This window comes from Pantoea sp. UBA5035, from assembly GCF_002415245.1.
Classification (GTDB): Bacteria; Pseudomonadota; Gammaproteobacteria; order Enterobacterales; family Enterobacteriaceae; genus Pantoea; species Pantoea septica.
Genome location: NZ_DICD01000004.1, coordinates 52,601 through 67,491, shown reverse-complemented (window position 1 = coordinate 67,491; position 14,891 = coordinate 52,601). Strand labels below are relative to the sequence as shown.

The following is a 14,891-nucleotide window of genomic DNA, read 5'->3' as shown; positions in this document are numbered from 1 at the left end:
CTTGTCGAACGACGTCAGATCCTGCATCGTTAGGAACCTTTTTAGCGATGCTATGGAGCTGGCATGTTGTTTACATTTTTACGTCTGGTCTGCCGCCTGCTGTGGCGGGTGGAACTGCGCGGCGACGCCGCCGCGCTGCATCAGGGAAAAGTGCTGATCGCGCCGAATCATATGTCTTTTCTCGATGGCGTGCTGCTGGCGCTGTTCCTGCCGATCAGACCGGTTTTCGCGGTTTACTCCGCCGTCAGCGAACGGTGGTATATGCGGCTGGTGAAGCCGCTGATCGATTTCGTTCCGCTCGATCCAACCCGGCCGATGTCGATCAAGCAGCTGGTGCGGCTGATCGACAGCGGCCGTCCGGTGGTGATCTTCCCGGAAGGGCGCATTACCGTGACCGGCTCGCTGATGAAAATCTATAGCGGCGCGGGGTTCGTCGCCGCCAAATCGCAGGCCAACGTGGTGCCGATGCGCATCGAAGGCGCGGAGTACACCCCTTTCGGCCGCCTGGCGGGCGTCTTTAAACGCCGCCTTTTTCCCCGTATCACCCTGACTATCCTGCCCGCCACGCGCATTCCGATGCCGGAGGCAAAGCGCGCGCGCGACCGGCGCCAGCTCGCTGGCGAGCATCTGCATCATATTATGATGGAAGCGCGCATGGCGGTGCGCCCGCGCGAAACGCTCTATGACGCCTTCCTCAACGCCCGCACCCGCTACGGCGCCTTCAAGCCCTGCATCGAAGACGTCAACATGCAGCCTGACAGCTATACCGGGCTGCTGAAAAAGGCGCTCGGCGTCGGCCGCATTCTTGAGCGCTATAGCCAGCCAGGCGAAATCGTCGGCCTGCTGCTGCCCAACGCGACGGTGACCGCGGCGGCGATCCTCGGCGCGTCGATGCGCGGGCGCGTACCGGCGATGCTCAACTACACCGCCGGGGTCAACGGCATGCGCGCGGCGCTCACCGCGTCGCAGGTGAAAACCGTCTTTACCTCGCGTCAGTTTCTGGAGAAGGGCAACCTCTGGCATCTGCCGCAGGGGCTGACCGAGGTTGAATGGATCTATCTGGAGGATCTGCGCGACACCGTGACGACGCAGGACAAGCTCTGGATCCTCGCGCATCTGCTGCTGCCGCGCCGCGCGCAGGTGGCGCGCCAGCCGGAAGAGGCGGCGATGGTGCTCTTCACCTCCGGCTCGGAAGGCAACCCCAAAGGGGTAGTGCATTCGCATAAAAGCCTGCTGGCGAACGTGGAGCAGATCCGCACCGTGGCGGATTTCACCCCGCGCGATAAATTTATGTCGGCGCTGCCGCTGTTCCACGCCTTCGGTCTGACGGTGGGCCTGTTCACGCCGCTGATGACCGGCGCGCAGGTGTTTCTCTACCCCAGTCCGCTGCACTATCGCATCGTGCCGGAGCTGGTCTACGACCGCAACTGCACCGTACTGTTCGGCACTTCGACTTTCCTCGGCAACTACGCGCGCTTTGCGGCGCCTTACGATTTCGCCCGCCTGCGCTACGTGGTGGCGGGCGCGGAGAAGCTGCAGGAAGCGACGCGCCAAATCTATATGGAGAAGTACGGCATTCGTATTCTGGAAGGCTACGGCGTAACCGAATGCGCGCCGGTGGTGGCGATCAACGTGCCGATGGCAGCGAAAGCGCACACCGTCGGCCGCATCCTGCCGGGCATGGATTCGCGGCTGATGTCGGTAGAGGGCATCGAGCAGGGCGGACGGCTGCAGCTGCGCGGGCCGAATATCATGAACGGCTATCTGCGCGTCGAGAACCCCGGCGTGCTGGAAGCGCCCGCTGCCGACAACGGCGAAGGGCAGATGGAGGCGGGCTGGTACGATACCGGCGACATCGTCTCCTTTGACGAAGGCGGTTTCTGTCAGATTCAGGGGCGTGCCAAACGCTTCGCCAAGATCGCCGGTGAGATGGTCTCGCTGGAGAGCGTCGAGCAGATCGCTCTGAAGGCGTCGCCGGAGAAACAGCACGCGGCGTCGCTGCGCGCCGACGGCAACCGCGGCGAAGCGCTGGTGCTCTTTACCACCGACGCTGAGCTGAAGCGCGACGGGCTGCAAAAGGCGGCGCGCGAGCTGGGCGCGCCGGAGCTTGCCGTGCCGCGCGATATCCGCGTGATGAAACCGCTGCCGATGCTGGGCAGCGGCAAACCGGACTATGTCAGCCTGAAAAAACTGGCGGAAGAGGAGCAGGCATGAGCAGGCTAAACACGCAGGCGATGTCGCTGAGGTCGCGCGGTATGCTGGCGGTGATGGGCGCGCAGTTCTTCTCCGCCTTCGGCGATAATGCGCTGCTTTTCGCCACGCTGGCGCTGCTGAAAAGTCAGCTCTATCCCGACTGGAGCCAGCCGGTGATGCAGATGCTGTTCGTCGCCGCCTATATTCTGCTGGCGCCCTTTGTCGGTCAGATGGCGGACAGCTTCGCCAAAGGCCGGGTCATGATGTTCGCCAACAGCCTGAAGCTGCTGGGGGCGCTGCTGATCTGCTTCGGCTTCAATCCTTTCGTGGGCTATACGCTGGTGGGCATCGGCGCGGCCGCTTATTCGCCCGCCAAGTACGGCATTCTTACCGAGCTGACCTCCGGCGAGAAGCTGGTGAAGGCCAACGGCATGATGGAGAGCTCTACCATCGCCGCGATCCTGCTTGGATCGGTATCGGGCGGCGCGCTCGCCGACTGGAGCCTGCCGGCGGCGCTGGCGCTCTGCGCGGCCACCTACGCGGTGGCGGTGGCGGCGAACCTGTTTATCCCTGCGCTTGCCGCGGCGCGTCCGGGACAGAGCTGGCACCTCGGCGCGATGCTGCGCCGTTTTTTCCAGGCCTGCTCAACGCTGTGGCATAACGCGGAGACGCGCTTTTCCATTCTCGGCACCAGCCTGTTCTGGGGCGCGGGCGTGACGCTGCGCTTCCTGCTGGTGCTATGGGTGCCGGTGGCGCTCGGCATCAGCGACAATGCTACGCCGACGACGCTCAACGCCATGGTGGCGATCGGTATCGTGGTCGGGGCCGGCGCCGCGGCGAAGCTGGTAACGCTGGAGACGGTGCGCCGCTGCATGCCCGCCGGCGTGCTGATCGGCGTGATGGTGGTGATTTTCTCGCTGCAGCATTCGCTGCTGAACGCGTACCTGCTGCTGATGGTGATCGGCGCGCTGGGCGGCTTTTTCGTGGTGCCGCTCAACGCGGTGCTGCAGGCGCGCGGCAAGGCGAGCGTCGGCGCGGGCAATGCGATCGCGGTGCAGAACTTCGGCGAGAATATCGCCATGCTGGTGATGCTGGGGCTCTATACGCTGGCGGTGAAGGCGGGCGCGCCTGCGGTCGCGACCGGCGTCGGCTTCGGCGCGCTGTTTGCGCTGGCGATAGCGGCGCTGTGGCTGTGGCGGCCGAAAGCCGCCGCGCGTTAAAACTGCAGGTGCTGGTCCGAGAGTAAACCGTGCGCTTCCGTTATTCGGTTGAGTTCGGCCAGCGCCGCCGCGTTAGCCTGTCGCCGCTGCTGTGGCGATGCGGCGACAGAAGGCTCTCTGCGTTGCCTGCCGCCGCGCTCTTTTTTGTTCTCTTTAGCTTTCACCCAGCAACCTCCGCGCTTCACGCGCTACGTTTTCCATCTCGTCCTGCAGCTCCAGCAGCTCTGGCTCCAGGTCGTCGATATCGCCGATCTGGGGCAGGTTCTTCTCCAGCTGACGGCAGAGCTGCTTCATGCGCGGCACGCCGCTGTAGCTGGCGCTGCCGTGCAGCTTATGAATGATCTCGCGCAGTCCCTGCACATCTTTCGCCGCCATAAAGGCGTCGAGTTTTTCATGCACCTCAGGCAGAAAGTCGAGCAGCATTGTCAGCATATCGCGCGCCAGATCGGGCTTGTTCGCCGCCTGACGCAGCGCCAGCTCCCAGTCGAGCGACGGCGAAACGGCAGGCACCGGCGGCAGCACCGCAGGCAGCGCCGGACTGTAGCGCGCCAGCAGCTGGCTGAGCCGGGTTTCGTCGATCGGCTTCGCCAGATAGTCGTTCATCCCGGCTTTGATCAGATGTTCGCGCTCGCCGTCGATGGCGTGCGCGGTGACCGCCACAATCGGCGTACTGGCGTGCAGCGGCAGGCTGCGAATAATTTCGCTGGCGCGAATGCCGTCGATCTCCGGCATCTGGATATCCATCAGGATAATATCCAGCGGCTGCGCGCGCGCCGCGGCGATCGCCTGCTCGGCGTTGTTGCATAACAGAATATGCTGCACCTGCTCCTCCAGCAGCGCGCCGATCAGCTTGAGGTTGGCGGGGTTATCGTCCACCGCCATGACCCGCAGCGGCAGACGCGCGCCGTTGGGCAGTTCGCTGCGCTGGCGGGTATGCAGATCGGCCAACAGCGGCAGCAGACGCGTGGTGGAGACCGGTTTGGTGATACAGCCGTGAATGCCGCGCACCTTAAGCCGATCCGCCAGCAGCATCATGGCGCTCGGCAGCGCCAGCAGCACGCAGTCGGCGCGGTTGAGCAGGGCGTCGATAAAGGCGTCGTCCAGCAGCTCTTGCTGCGTGATGTCGATCGGTAGCCCGACCAGCAGCAGCGGATAGTGCGGCTCGCGCAGGCCCGACAGCGTTTCGCTGTGCTCGACCTGCAGCGGCGTAACGCGCAGCATTTTCAGCGCCGCGTCGGCTGAGGCGGCATGCGCTTCGACATAGGCCATGCGCGAGCGCGACAGGGCGTCGAGCGCGCGCGGCAGCGTCGGCGCGTTGGGATTGAGATCGAGCTGTATCCGCACCCAGAAGGTCGAGCCTTCGTTGACGCGGCTGTGGAAGGCGATCTCGCCGCCCATTTCGCTGACCAGCTTCTGGGTGATCACCAGCCCCAGCCCGGTGCCGCCGTGGCGACGGGAAATACTGGCGTCCGCCTGGCGAAACGCCTGAAACAGCTGAGTTTGCTGCTGCTCGGAAATGCCGATGCCGGAGTCGTGCACCTGAATCTCCAGCTCGACGCGCGTGGCGCTGACGGCGCGCTGTTCGACGCGCAGATTAATAGTGCCGCGCTCGGTAAACTTAATGGCGTTGCCCAGCAGATTGATCAGAATCTGCTGCAGGCGCAGCGGATCGCCGATAACGTTATCCGGCACGCTGCTGTCGCACAGCACCGTCAGCTCCAGCCCTTTTTCGTGCGCCGACGGCGCCAGCAGCACAATAGTTTCATCCAGGGTGGCGCGCAGCGGGAAAGGGATCGACTCCAGCACCAGCTTGCCCGCCTCCAGCTTGGAGAAATCGAGTACGTCATTGATGATGCTGAGTAAATTATTCGCCGAGCGCTCAATGGTGTGCATATAGTCGCGCTGGGTGGTGCCGAGCGCGGTTTTCAGCATCTGACGGGTAAAGCCGATCACGCCGTTGAGCGGGGTGCGCAGCTCGTGAGACATATTGGCGAGAAACTCAGACTTGATACGCGCCGCTTCCTGGGCGCGCTTTTTCGCCAGGTCCAGCTCGACGTTCTGAATCTCCAGCTGCTCCAGCGTTTCCCGCAGATCCCAGGTCGCCTGATCGATATTGTGCTGCATCTCTTCATGGTAGGCGGTGAGCGACATCGCCATGGCGTTAATGCCGTTTTTCAGAATGCTGAGCTCACCCAGCATATAACCCTCGACGCGGCTGTCGAGCTGGCCGCGGCGAATGCGGTCGACGGTGGTAACCATATTGCGAATTGGGCCGGTAACGTCGCGCATCAGGCGATAGGCGAACAGCATGGCGATGCAGAGACAAAACAGCAGCATCAGGGTGGCGACAAACACCTCTTTATACTGCTGCAAACGCACCGACTGGAGATCGAGCTCGATCGCCACATAGCCGAGCGGATTGCCCGCCGGTTTCGCCTCTTCGCTCGGCTGTTCGTCTACCGCATAGTGCTCAGAGGTTATCGGCGTGCGCAGGATCAGCAGCGTGCCGTGGCGCTCCATCGAGACGTCGTCCGGCAGCGCGTGAATATCCTCTTTCTGCATCAGGCTCAGGTTCTGGTTGTTATTTGACGTGACGTAAAGATGGTTATTGTTGTCGAACACGGAAATGGCGCGGACAATATCGGAGTGACGGCGGTGCAGCAGGCTGACCAGCGCGCGCAGCGCGTCGCGGTCGTGCCAGCTCATGCTGTATTCGCTGGAGATCGCCAGCGGCTCGATGATGCTGGCGCCCGCGTCCACTACCTGCCGCTGCAGTTCGTTGTAGCGATGCACCACGAAAAACGAGCTGAGCAGCAGCCCGATCATTAACGTCGGCGCCAGGATTAAAATCATCATTCGTGCCCGCAGGCTGTATTTCGTCATAATAGTCGCTGGCTTAGCCTGTTATCCCTGTGCGCGACAACGCGCGCACGCTGAATTTTATTGAGAATGTAGAACACTATGGCGCAATTTTACTCCGCAAAACAGCGCGTGACGACTAAGCAACGCATCACCGTCACCGTGGACGAGCTCGATCCCTTTGGCCAGGGCGTGGCGCGGCATCAGGGCAAGACCCTGTTTATCAGCGGCGCGCTGCCCGGCGAGCAGGCGGAAGTGACGCTGGTGGAGGAGAAACGTCAGTATGCGCGCGGCAAAGCGACGCGGCTGCTCAGCCTCAGCCTCAGCCCGGAGCGCGTGACGCCGCGCTGCCCGCACTTTACCCGCTGCGGCGGCTGTCAGCAGCAGCACGCCGCCGAGCCGCTGCAGCAGCGCAGCAAAGCGGCGGCGCTGTCGCGCATGCTGGGCCAGGCGGCGCAGCGCGCCGTCGCGGTGGACGAGATCCTCGCCGGACCCGCCTGGGGCTATCGTCGTCGCGCGCGCCTCGGCCTGCAGTGGCAGCCGAAAACGCGCGAGCTGCAGATGGGGTTTCGCCAGGAGGCGAGCAACGATCTGGTGGCCATTCGCGTCTGCCCCATTCTGGCGCCCGAACTTGAAGCGCTGCTGCTGCCGTTGCGCGACTGCCTCAGCGCGCTGAAGGCGGCCAGCCGGCTGGGGCACCTCGAGCTGGTGCTGGCGGACAACGGGCCGCTGATGGTATTGCGCCATCTCGACGCGCTGCACGCCGACGACCGCGAAAAACTGGAACGTTTTTCGCATGAGCAGAGGCTGATGCTGTTTCTCGACGACGGCGAGCGGCTGGAGCAGGTGCGCGGCGAGGAACCTTTTTACCATTCGGGCGAGGTGCGGTTGACCTTTAGTCCGCAAGACTTTATTCAGGTCAACGACGCGGTCAACCAGCAGATGGTGGCGCAGGCGATCGCCTGGCTCGATCTGCGGCCGGAAGACCGCGTGCTCGATCTCTTTTGCGGCATGGGAAACTTTACGATCCCTGTAGGAAAATTCGTACAAAATGCTGTGGGTGTGGAGGGCGTTGCAGCATTAGTGCGGCAGGCAGCGTATAATGCGCAACTGAATAATCTTAAAAATGTCCGCTTTTTCCAGCACAACCTGGAGGAAGATGTCGCGCGCCAGCCGTGGGCGGCGCAGGGATTTAACAAGGTATTGCTCGATCCGGCGCGCGCCGGGGCCGCGGGCGTGATGGCGCATGTGGTTAAACTTGCGCCAGAGCGCGTGGTCTATGTTTCGTGTAATCCCACAACGCTTGCTCGCGACAGCCAGACATTGCTGTCGGCGGGCTACCATCTGGAAAGGGTCGCGATGCTGGATATGTTCCCTCATACCCGTCATCTCGAATCCATGGTGCTGTTCAGCAAAACATAAGCGGCAATTGATGCTGCTGTGGCAGGAGAGGATATGGTTGCGGTCAGAAGTGCGCATTTAAATACGGCAGGAGAGTTCGCTCTCGATCAGTGGATCGCCAGTCTTGGCATTGCCAACCCGCAATCATGTGAACGTATCGCCGAGACCTGGCGCTATTGCGAAGCCCAGACGCAGGGGCACCCCGATCAGTCGCTGCTGCTGTGGCGCGGCATCGAGATGGTTGAAATCCTGTCGATGCTCAGCATGGATATCGAAAGCTCTTGCGCCGCGCTGATCTTCCCGCTGGCGAATGCGGAAGTGGTAAGTGAAGAGGAGCTGGGCGAAACCTTCGGCAACGGCATCGTCACGCTGGTGCACGGCGTGCGCGATATGGACGCCATTCGCCAGCTGAAAGCGATCCACAACGACTCCATGGCGTCCGAGCAGGTGGACAACGTGCGCCGCATGCTGCTGGCGATGGTGGAAGATTTCCGCTGCGTTGTGATCAAGCTGGCGGAGCGCATCATGAACCTGCGCGAGATGAAAGACGCGCCGGAAGATGAGCGCGTGCTGGCAGCCAAAGAGAGCACCAATATCTATGCGCCGCTCGCCAACCGGCTCGGCATCGGCCAGCTGAAATGGGAGCTGGAGGATTACTGCTTCCGCTACCTGCATCCTGATGAATACAAACGCATCGCCAAACTGCTGCACGAGCGCCGTATCGACCGCGAGCAGTATATCGAGAACTTCGTCGATTCCCTGCGCAAAGAGATGGTGAAAGAGGGCGTGCGCGCCGAGGTTTACGGTCGTCCGAAACATATCTACAGCATCTGGCGCAAGATGCAGAAGAAGTCGCTGGCGTTCGACGAGCTGTTCGACGTGCGCGCGGTGCGCATCGTCGCCGAGCGTCTGCAGGACTGCTACGGCGCGCTCGGCATCGTGCATACCCTCTATCGTCATCTGCCGGCGGAGTTCGACGACTATGTCGCCAACCCCAAACCGAACGGCTATCAGTCGATTCATACCGTGGTGCTCGGGCCGAAAGGCAAAACCGTGGAAATTCAGATCCGCACCCGGCAGATGCACGAAGACGCCGAGCTGGGCGTCGCCGCGCACTGGAAATATAAAGAGGGGCCGAGCACCGGCAGCGCGCGCGGCGCCTCCGGACACGAAGGGCGCATCGCCTGGCTGCGTAAGCTGATCGCCTGGCAGGAAGAGATGGCCGACTCCGGAGAGATGCTGGAAGAGGTGCGCAGTCAGGTGTTCGACGATCGCGTTTACGTCTTTACTCCAAAAGGCGACGTGGTGGATCTGCCGGCCGGATCGACGCCGCTCGACTTTGCCTATCACATTCACAGCGATATCGGCCACCGCTGCATCGGCGCCAAGATCGGCGGCCGCATCGTGCCCTTCACCTATCAGCTGCAGATGGGCGATCAGGTTGAAGTGATCACCCAGAAACAGCCGAACCCGAGCCGCGACTGGCTGAACCCCAACCTCGGCTATATCACCACCAGCCGCGGACGCGCCAAGATCCATAACTGGTTCCGCAAGCAGGACCGCGACAAAAACATCGCTGCGGGCCGTCAGATCCTCGACAACGAGCTGAACCAGCTCGATATCAGCCTGCGCGAAGCGGAAAAGCTGCTGCTGCCGCGCTATAACGTCACCTCGCTCGATGAGCTGCTGGCGGCGATCGGCGGCGGCGATATTCGCCTTAATCAGATGGTCAACTTCCTGCAGGCGAAGCTCAACAAGCCGAGCGCGGAGGAAGAGGATCGCGAGGCGCTGCGCCAGCTGACGCAGAAAAGCTACTCGCCGCCGTCGCGCAAAGAGAGCGGCCGCGTGGTGGTGGAAGGGGTCGGCAACCTGATGCACCATATCGCGCGCTGCTGTCAGCCGATTCCGGGCGACGATATTGTCGGGTTTATCACTCAGGGCCGCGGCATCTCTATCCACCGCGCCGACTGCGACCAGCTGGCCGAGCTGACCGCTCACGCGCCGGAACGCATCGTCGACGCGGTGTGGGGCGAAAGCTACTCCAGCGGCTACTCGCTGGTGGTGCGCGTTACCGCCAACGATCGCAGCGGGCTGCTGCGCGACATCACCACCATTCTCGCCAACGAGAAGGTCAACGTGCTGGGCGTCTCCAGCCGCAGCGACACCAAAAAACAGCTGGCGACCATCGATATGGATATTGAAATCTACAATCAGCAGGTGCTGGGCCGCGTGCTGTCGCGGCTGAACCAGGTGCCTGATATCATCGACGCCCGACGTCTTCACTGATATTGCGGGATGGGCGCGCGCCCATCCCCGCGCTTATGACCCCGTGTTTGAAAAGGACTGACTATGAGCTCACTCGATCGCCTGCTGGGCATTATGCAAACCCTGCGCGATCCGCAACGCGGCTGTCCGTGGGATCGCGAGCAAACTTTCGCCTCGATCGCGCCCTATACGCTGGAAGAGACCTATGAAGTGCTGGACGCTATCCAGCGCGAAGACTTCGACGATCTGCGCGGCGAGCTGGGCGATCTGCTGTTTCAGGTGGTGTTCTACGCGCAGATGGCCAGCGAGCAGGATCGCTTTACCTTCGAGGATATCTGCGACGCCATCAGCGACAAGCTGGAGCGCCGCCATCCTCACATCTTCGGCGACGCCAGCGTGGCGGACAGCGCGGAGGTGCTGAAAAACTGGGAGGCGATTAAAGGCGCGGAGCGGGCGGAAAAGGCGCAGCACTCGGCGCTCGACGACATTCCCAAAGCGCTGCCGGCGCTGATGCGCGCGCACAAAATCCAGAAGCGCTGCCATAACGTCGGCTTCGACTGGACCTCGATCGGCCCGGTGCTGGATAAAGTGCATGAAGAGATCGACGAAGTGATGCACGAGGCGCAGCAGGCGACCATCGATCCGCACAAGCTGGAAGAGGAGATCGGCGATCTGCTGTTCGCCACGGTCAACCTGTCGCGCCATCTGGGCAGCAAAGCGGAAACCGCGCTGCAAAAGGCGAACGACAAGTTCGAGCGTCGTTTCCGCGCGGTAGAAGCGATTATCGCCGCGCAGGGGCTCGCCATGCCCGAGGCGACGCTGGAACAGATGGAGGCGGCCTGGCAGCAGGTGAAAGAAGGCGAAAAACGCTGATTATTCCAGCGCCGCATACAATTTAGCCGGTCACGCTTACTCGATTCAGCCTGAGAAAAAAGTTGTGACCTGCATCAACATTTCCCTGGCCGCTATCCGCTATGTTACCCGCTGCAATGCGTTGGAGGATGGCGGTGATTCATCAATTGTGGCTAACAGGGGTTTCAGGTATACTGTTTTCCCGTCCTGGTTATTCCACCGTCTTTAAACCTAAACTCTCAGGTTCAGCATGACAACGAATTATATTTTTGTGACCGGCGGGGTCGTTTCCTCTCTGGGTAAAGGCATTGCCGCAGCCTCCCTCGCAGCCATTCTCGAAGCACGTGGTCTCAACGTGACCATCATGAAGCTGGATCCCTATATCAACGTCGATCCGGGCACCATGAGCCCTACCCAGCACGGTGAAGTGTTCGTCACCGACGACGGGGCCGAAACCGATTTGGATTTGGGTCACTACGAGCGCTTCATTCGCACCAAAATGACGCGCCGCAACAACTTCACTACGGGTCGTATCTACTCTGAAGTGCTGCGCAAAGAGCGCCGCGGCGACTATCTCGGCGCGACCATTCAGGTTATCCCGCACATCACCAACGCCATTAAAGAACGCATTATCGCCGGTGGCGAAGGTCACGACGTCGTTCTGGTGGAGATCGGCGGTACCGTCGGCGATATCGAGTCGCTGCCGTTCCTGGAGGCGATTCGCCAGATGGCGGTTGACGTCGGCCGCGAGCACACCATGTATATGCACCTGACGCTGGTGCCCTATATGGCGGCGGCGGGCGAGGTGAAAACCAAGCCGACCCAGCACTCGGTTAAAGAGCTGCTCTCTATCGGCATCCAGCCGGACGTGCTGATCTGCCGTTCCGATCGCGCCGTGCCTGCCAACGAACGCGCCAAGATCGCGCTGTTCTGTAACGTGCCGGAAAAAGCGGTTATCTCGCTGAAAGATGTCGACTCCATCTACAAAATCCCGGGCCTGCTGAAGTCGCAGGGTCTGGATGACTATATCTGCAAGCGCTTCAACCTGAACGCGCCGGAAGCCAACCTGTCCGAATGGGAACAGGTGATCTACGAAGAGGCTAACCCGGGCGGCGAAGTGACCATTGGCATGGTCGGCAAATATGTCGAACTGCCGGATGCGTACAAATCGGTGATTGAAGCGCTGAAGCACGGTGGCCTGAAAAATCGCGTAACGGTCAATATCAAGCTGATCGATTCGCAGGATGTCGAGACGCGCGGCGTCGAAATTCTGAAAGATCTGGATGCGATTCTGATCCCCGGCGGCTTCGGCTACCGCGGCGTGGAAGGCAAGCTGATGACCGCGCAGTACGCGCGTGAAAACAACGTGCCTTATCTGGGCATCTGCCTCGGCATGCAGGTTGCGCTGATGGAGTTCGCGCGCAACGTTGCCGGGATGGAAGGCGCCAACTCCACTGAATTTGTGCCAGACTGTAAATACCCGGTGGTGGCATTGATCACCGAATGGCGCGATGAAAACGGCAATGTGGAACAGCGTACGGAAACCAGCGACCTGGGCGGCACCATGCGCCTCGGCAGCCAGCAGTGTCAGCTGACGCCGGACAGCAAAGTCCGTCAGCTGTACGGTTCCGACACCATCGTCGAGCGCCATCGCCACCGCTACGAAGTCAACAATCTGCTGCTGAAGCCGATTGAAGCCGCAGGGCTGCGCATTGCCGGACGTTCTGGCGACGACCAGCTGGTCGAGATCATCGAGATCCCGAACCATCCCTGGTTTGTGGCTTGCCAGTTCCACCCGGAGTTCACGTCAACACCGCGCGACGGTCATCCGCTGTTCGCCGGCTTTGTTAAGGCCGCGCAGGATCACCAGAAGCGTTTAGCGAAGTAAGTTTCACGAGCAACGCGCGAACTTTTCGCGCGTTGTTTGTCTTAGGATTGACTAACTTGTACTGAGGAAAATCGTAATGGCCAAAATCGTTAAAGTCATCGGTCGCGAAATCATCGACTCCCGCGGCAACCCAACTGTAGAAGCGGAAGTACATCTGGAAGGTGGTTTTGTTGGTCTGGCAGCGGCACCGTCAGGCGCTTCTACCGGTTCACGCGAGGCGCTGGAGCTGCGCGACGGCGACAAATCTCGTTTCCTGGGCAAAGGCGTAACTAAAGCAGTTGCAGCAGTTAACGGTCCGATTGCGGATGCGGTAAAAGGCAAAGACGCGAAAGATCAGGCGAACATCGATAAGATCATGATCGACCTGGACGGTACTGAGAACAAATCCAACTTCGGCGCAAACGCCATTCTGGCGGTATCGCTGGCTGCGGCGAAAGCGGCAGCGGCCTCTAAAGGTCAGCCGCTGTACGAGCACATCGCTGAGCTGAACGGCACCCCGGGCAAATTCTCTATGCCGCTGCCGATGATGAATATCATCAACGGCGGTGAGCACGCCGACAACAACGTCGACATCCAGGAATTCATGATCCAGCCGGTTGGCGCTTCAACGGTGAAAGAAGCGATCCGTATGGGTTCTGAAGTGTTCCACCACCTGGCGAAAGTGCTGAAGTCTAAAGGCCTGAACACCGCTGTTGGCGACGAAGGCGGCTACGCGCCGAACCTGGGTTCCAACGCCGAAGCGCTGGCTGTTATCGCGGAAGCGGTAAAAGCGGCGGGCTACGAGCTGGGCAAAGATATCACCCTGGCGATGGACTGCGCGGCGTCCGAATTCTACAAAGACGGCAAATACGTGCTGGCTGGCGAAGGCAACAAAGCCTTTACCTCTGAAGAGTTCACGCACTTCCTGGAAGATCTGACCAAACAGTACCCGATCGTCTCTATCGAAGACGGTCTGGACGAGTCAGACTGGAACGGCTTTGCTTACCAGACTAAAGTGCTGGGCGACAAAATCCAGCTGGTGGGTGACGACCTGTTCGTGACCAACACCAAGATCCTGAAAGAAGGCATCGAGAAAGGCATCGCTAACTCCATCCTGATCAAGTTCAACCAGATCGGTTCTCTGACCGAAACCCTGGCGGCGATCAAAATGGCGAAAGACGCAGGCTACACCGCGGTGATTTCACACCGTTCAGGTGAAACCGAAGACGCCACCATTGCTGACCTGGCGGTCGGTACTGCAGCAGGCCAGATCAAAACCGGTTCTATGAGCCGTTCTGACCGCGTTGCTAAGTACAACCAGCTGATCCGTATTGAAGAAGCGCTGGGTTCAAAAGCGCCGTTCAACGGTCTGAAAGAAGTGAAAGGCCAGGCGTAATCGCCTGCTGGTGCCGTCCTCTGACGGCATTTGCCTGAGAGAAAGCCCCGCCTTGTGCGGGGCTTTTGCTTTTAACGGCGGCACAGAAAAGGCACATCGCGTGGTTGAGCTGCGCGGCAAATCTGCCATAATCAGCGCCCTGTTTTTTTCTAGCGAGTCCGTAATGCAATACCCGATTAATGAAATGTTCCAGACGCTGCAGGGAGAAGGATTTTATACCGGCGTTCCGGCCATCTTTATCCGCTTACAGGGATGCCCGGTGGGTTGTAGCTGGTGTGATACCAAACATACCTGGGAGAAGCTGGCCAATCGGGAAACGGCGCTGGGCGATATTCTGGTCAAAACGGTGGAAACGGATGCCTGGGGCAACGCCGATGCGGCGCTGCTGATTGAGACCATTCAGCGTCAGGGCTGGACGGCGCGCCATGTGGTGATTACCGGCGGCGAGCCGTCGATTTACGATCTGCGCCCGCTGACCACGGCGCTGGAAGCGCAGGGTTTTCAGTGCCAGATCGAAACCAGCGGCACGCACGAAGTGCACTGCTCCGAGAAAACCTGGGTGACGGTATCGCCGAAGGTGAATATGCGCGGCGGCTATGACGTGCTGGCGCAGGCGCTGCAGCGCGCGGATGAGATCAAGCATCCGGTGGCGCGCGAGCGCGACGTCGAGGCGCTGGATGAACTGCTGGCAACGCTGAACGACAGCAAAGCGCGCATTATCGCGCTGCAGCCTATCAGCCGCAAAGACGCGGCGACAAAACTCTGTATTGAAACCTGTATCGCGCGCAACTGGCGCTTATCGATGCAGACGCACAAATATCTTAATATCGCCTGACGG

10 protein-coding genes are annotated in these 14,891 nt (G+C 60.8%); 8 read left to right on the top strand and 2 right to left on the bottom strand.

Features of this window, described 5'->3' with window-relative positions:
- The first annotated feature begins 63 nt into the window (after positions 1 to 63).
- A complete protein-coding gene (aas, locus tag B3229_RS03380; protein ID WP_286868674.1) occupies positions 64 to 2,214 on the top strand; it encodes a bifunctional acyl-ACP--phospholipid O-acyltransferase/long-chain-fatty-acid--ACP ligase in 2,151 nt (716 codons plus the stop codon).
- Positions 2,211 to 3,413, top strand: a complete 1,203-nt coding sequence (gene lplT, locus B3229_RS03375) for a lysophospholipid transporter LplT (RefSeq protein WP_286868672.1) — start codon at positions 2,211 to 2,213, stop codon at positions 3,411 to 3,413. The genes aas and lplT overlap by 4 nt, the downstream gene beginning before the upstream one ends.
- Here the strand turns inward: lplT and B3229_RS03370 are convergent.
- Complete coding sequence (locus B3229_RS03370) at positions 3,410 to 3,577, bottom strand: type II toxin-antitoxin system CcdA family antitoxin (RefSeq protein WP_286868670.1); 168 nt, start codon at positions 3,575 to 3,577, stop codon at positions 3,410 to 3,412. The genes lplT and B3229_RS03370 overlap by 4 nt on opposite strands.
- A complete protein-coding gene (barA, locus tag B3229_RS03365; protein ID WP_286868667.1) occupies positions 3,567 to 6,296 on the bottom strand; it encodes a two-component sensor histidine kinase BarA in 2,730 nt (909 codons plus the stop codon). Before barA ends, B3229_RS03370 begins: the two co-directional genes overlap by 11 nt.
- 78 nt (positions 6,297 to 6,374) lie before the next feature.
- On the opposite strand from barA, the gene rlmD reads away from it, so the two are divergent.
- The 6 genes from rlmD (at position 6,375) to queE (ending at position 14,888) form a co-directional block, all read left to right on the top strand.
- Entirely contained in the window at positions 6,375 to 7,694 is a 1,320-nt protein-coding gene (gene rlmD / locus B3229_RS03360; RefSeq protein WP_286868665.1) for a 23S rRNA (uracil(1939)-C(5))-methyltransferase RlmD, read from the top strand.
- A gap of 33 nt (positions 7,695 to 7,727) precedes the next feature.
- On the top strand, positions 7,728 to 9,959 hold the full coding sequence (gene relA / locus B3229_RS03355; protein WP_033752126.1) for a GTP diphosphokinase: 2,232 nt from the start codon (positions 7,728 to 7,730) through the stop codon (positions 9,957 to 9,959).
- Between the two features lie 63 nt (positions 9,960 to 10,022).
- Positions 10,023 to 10,811, top strand: a complete 789-nt coding sequence (gene mazG, locus B3229_RS03350) for a nucleoside triphosphate pyrophosphohydrolase (protein WP_286868642.1) — start codon at positions 10,023 to 10,025, stop codon at positions 10,809 to 10,811.
- 229 nt (positions 10,812 to 11,040) lie between these two features.
- The gene (gene pyrG, locus B3229_RS03345; RefSeq protein WP_033752123.1) at positions 11,041 to 12,678 is read left to right on the top strand and encodes a glutamine hydrolyzing CTP synthase; all 1,638 of its coding nucleotides are present in this window, start codon (positions 11,041 to 11,043) and stop codon (positions 12,676 to 12,678) included.
- A gap of 76 nt (positions 12,679 to 12,754) precedes the next feature.
- Complete coding sequence (gene eno, locus B3229_RS03340; RefSeq protein WP_033752120.1) at positions 12,755 to 14,053, top strand: phosphopyruvate hydratase; 1,299 nt, start codon at positions 12,755 to 12,757, stop codon at positions 14,051 to 14,053.
- A 163-nt stretch (positions 14,054 to 14,216) separates the two neighbouring features.
- Positions 14,217 to 14,888, top strand: a complete 672-nt coding sequence (gene queE, locus B3229_RS03335; RefSeq protein WP_286868638.1) for a 7-carboxy-7-deazaguanine synthase QueE — start codon at positions 14,217 to 14,219, stop codon at positions 14,886 to 14,888.
- The last annotated feature ends 3 nt before the right edge of the window (positions 14,889 to 14,891 follow it).

Bases quoted from the DNA above. Each gene is read 5' to 3' on its own strand.
- aas (WP_286868674.1), top strand. From the start codon at position 64: ATGTTGTTTACATTTTTACGTCTGGTCTGCCGCCTGCTGTGGCGGGTG.
- lplT (WP_286868672.1), top strand. From the start codon at position 2,211: ATGAGCAGGCTAAACACGCAGGCGATGTCGCTGAGGTCGCGCGGTATG.
- barA (WP_286868667.1), bottom strand. From the start codon at position 6,296: ATGACGAAATACAGCCTGCGGGCACGAATGATGATTTTAATCCTGGCG.
- rlmD (WP_286868665.1), top strand. From the start codon at position 6,375: ATGGCGCAATTTTACTCCGCAAAACAGCGCGTGACGACTAAGCAACGC.
- relA (WP_033752126.1), top strand. From the start codon at position 7,728: ATGGTTGCGGTCAGAAGTGCGCATTTAAATACGGCAGGAGAGTTCGCT.
- mazG (WP_286868642.1), top strand. From the start codon at position 10,023: ATGAGCTCACTCGATCGCCTGCTGGGCATTATGCAAACCCTGCGCGAT.
- pyrG (WP_033752123.1), top strand. From the start codon at position 11,041: ATGACAACGAATTATATTTTTGTGACCGGCGGGGTCGTTTCCTCTCTG.
- eno (WP_033752120.1), top strand. From the start codon at position 12,755: ATGGCCAAAATCGTTAAAGTCATCGGTCGCGAAATCATCGACTCCCGC.
- queE (WP_286868638.1), top strand. From the start codon at position 14,217: ATGCAATACCCGATTAATGAAATGTTCCAGACGCTGCAGGGAGAAGGA.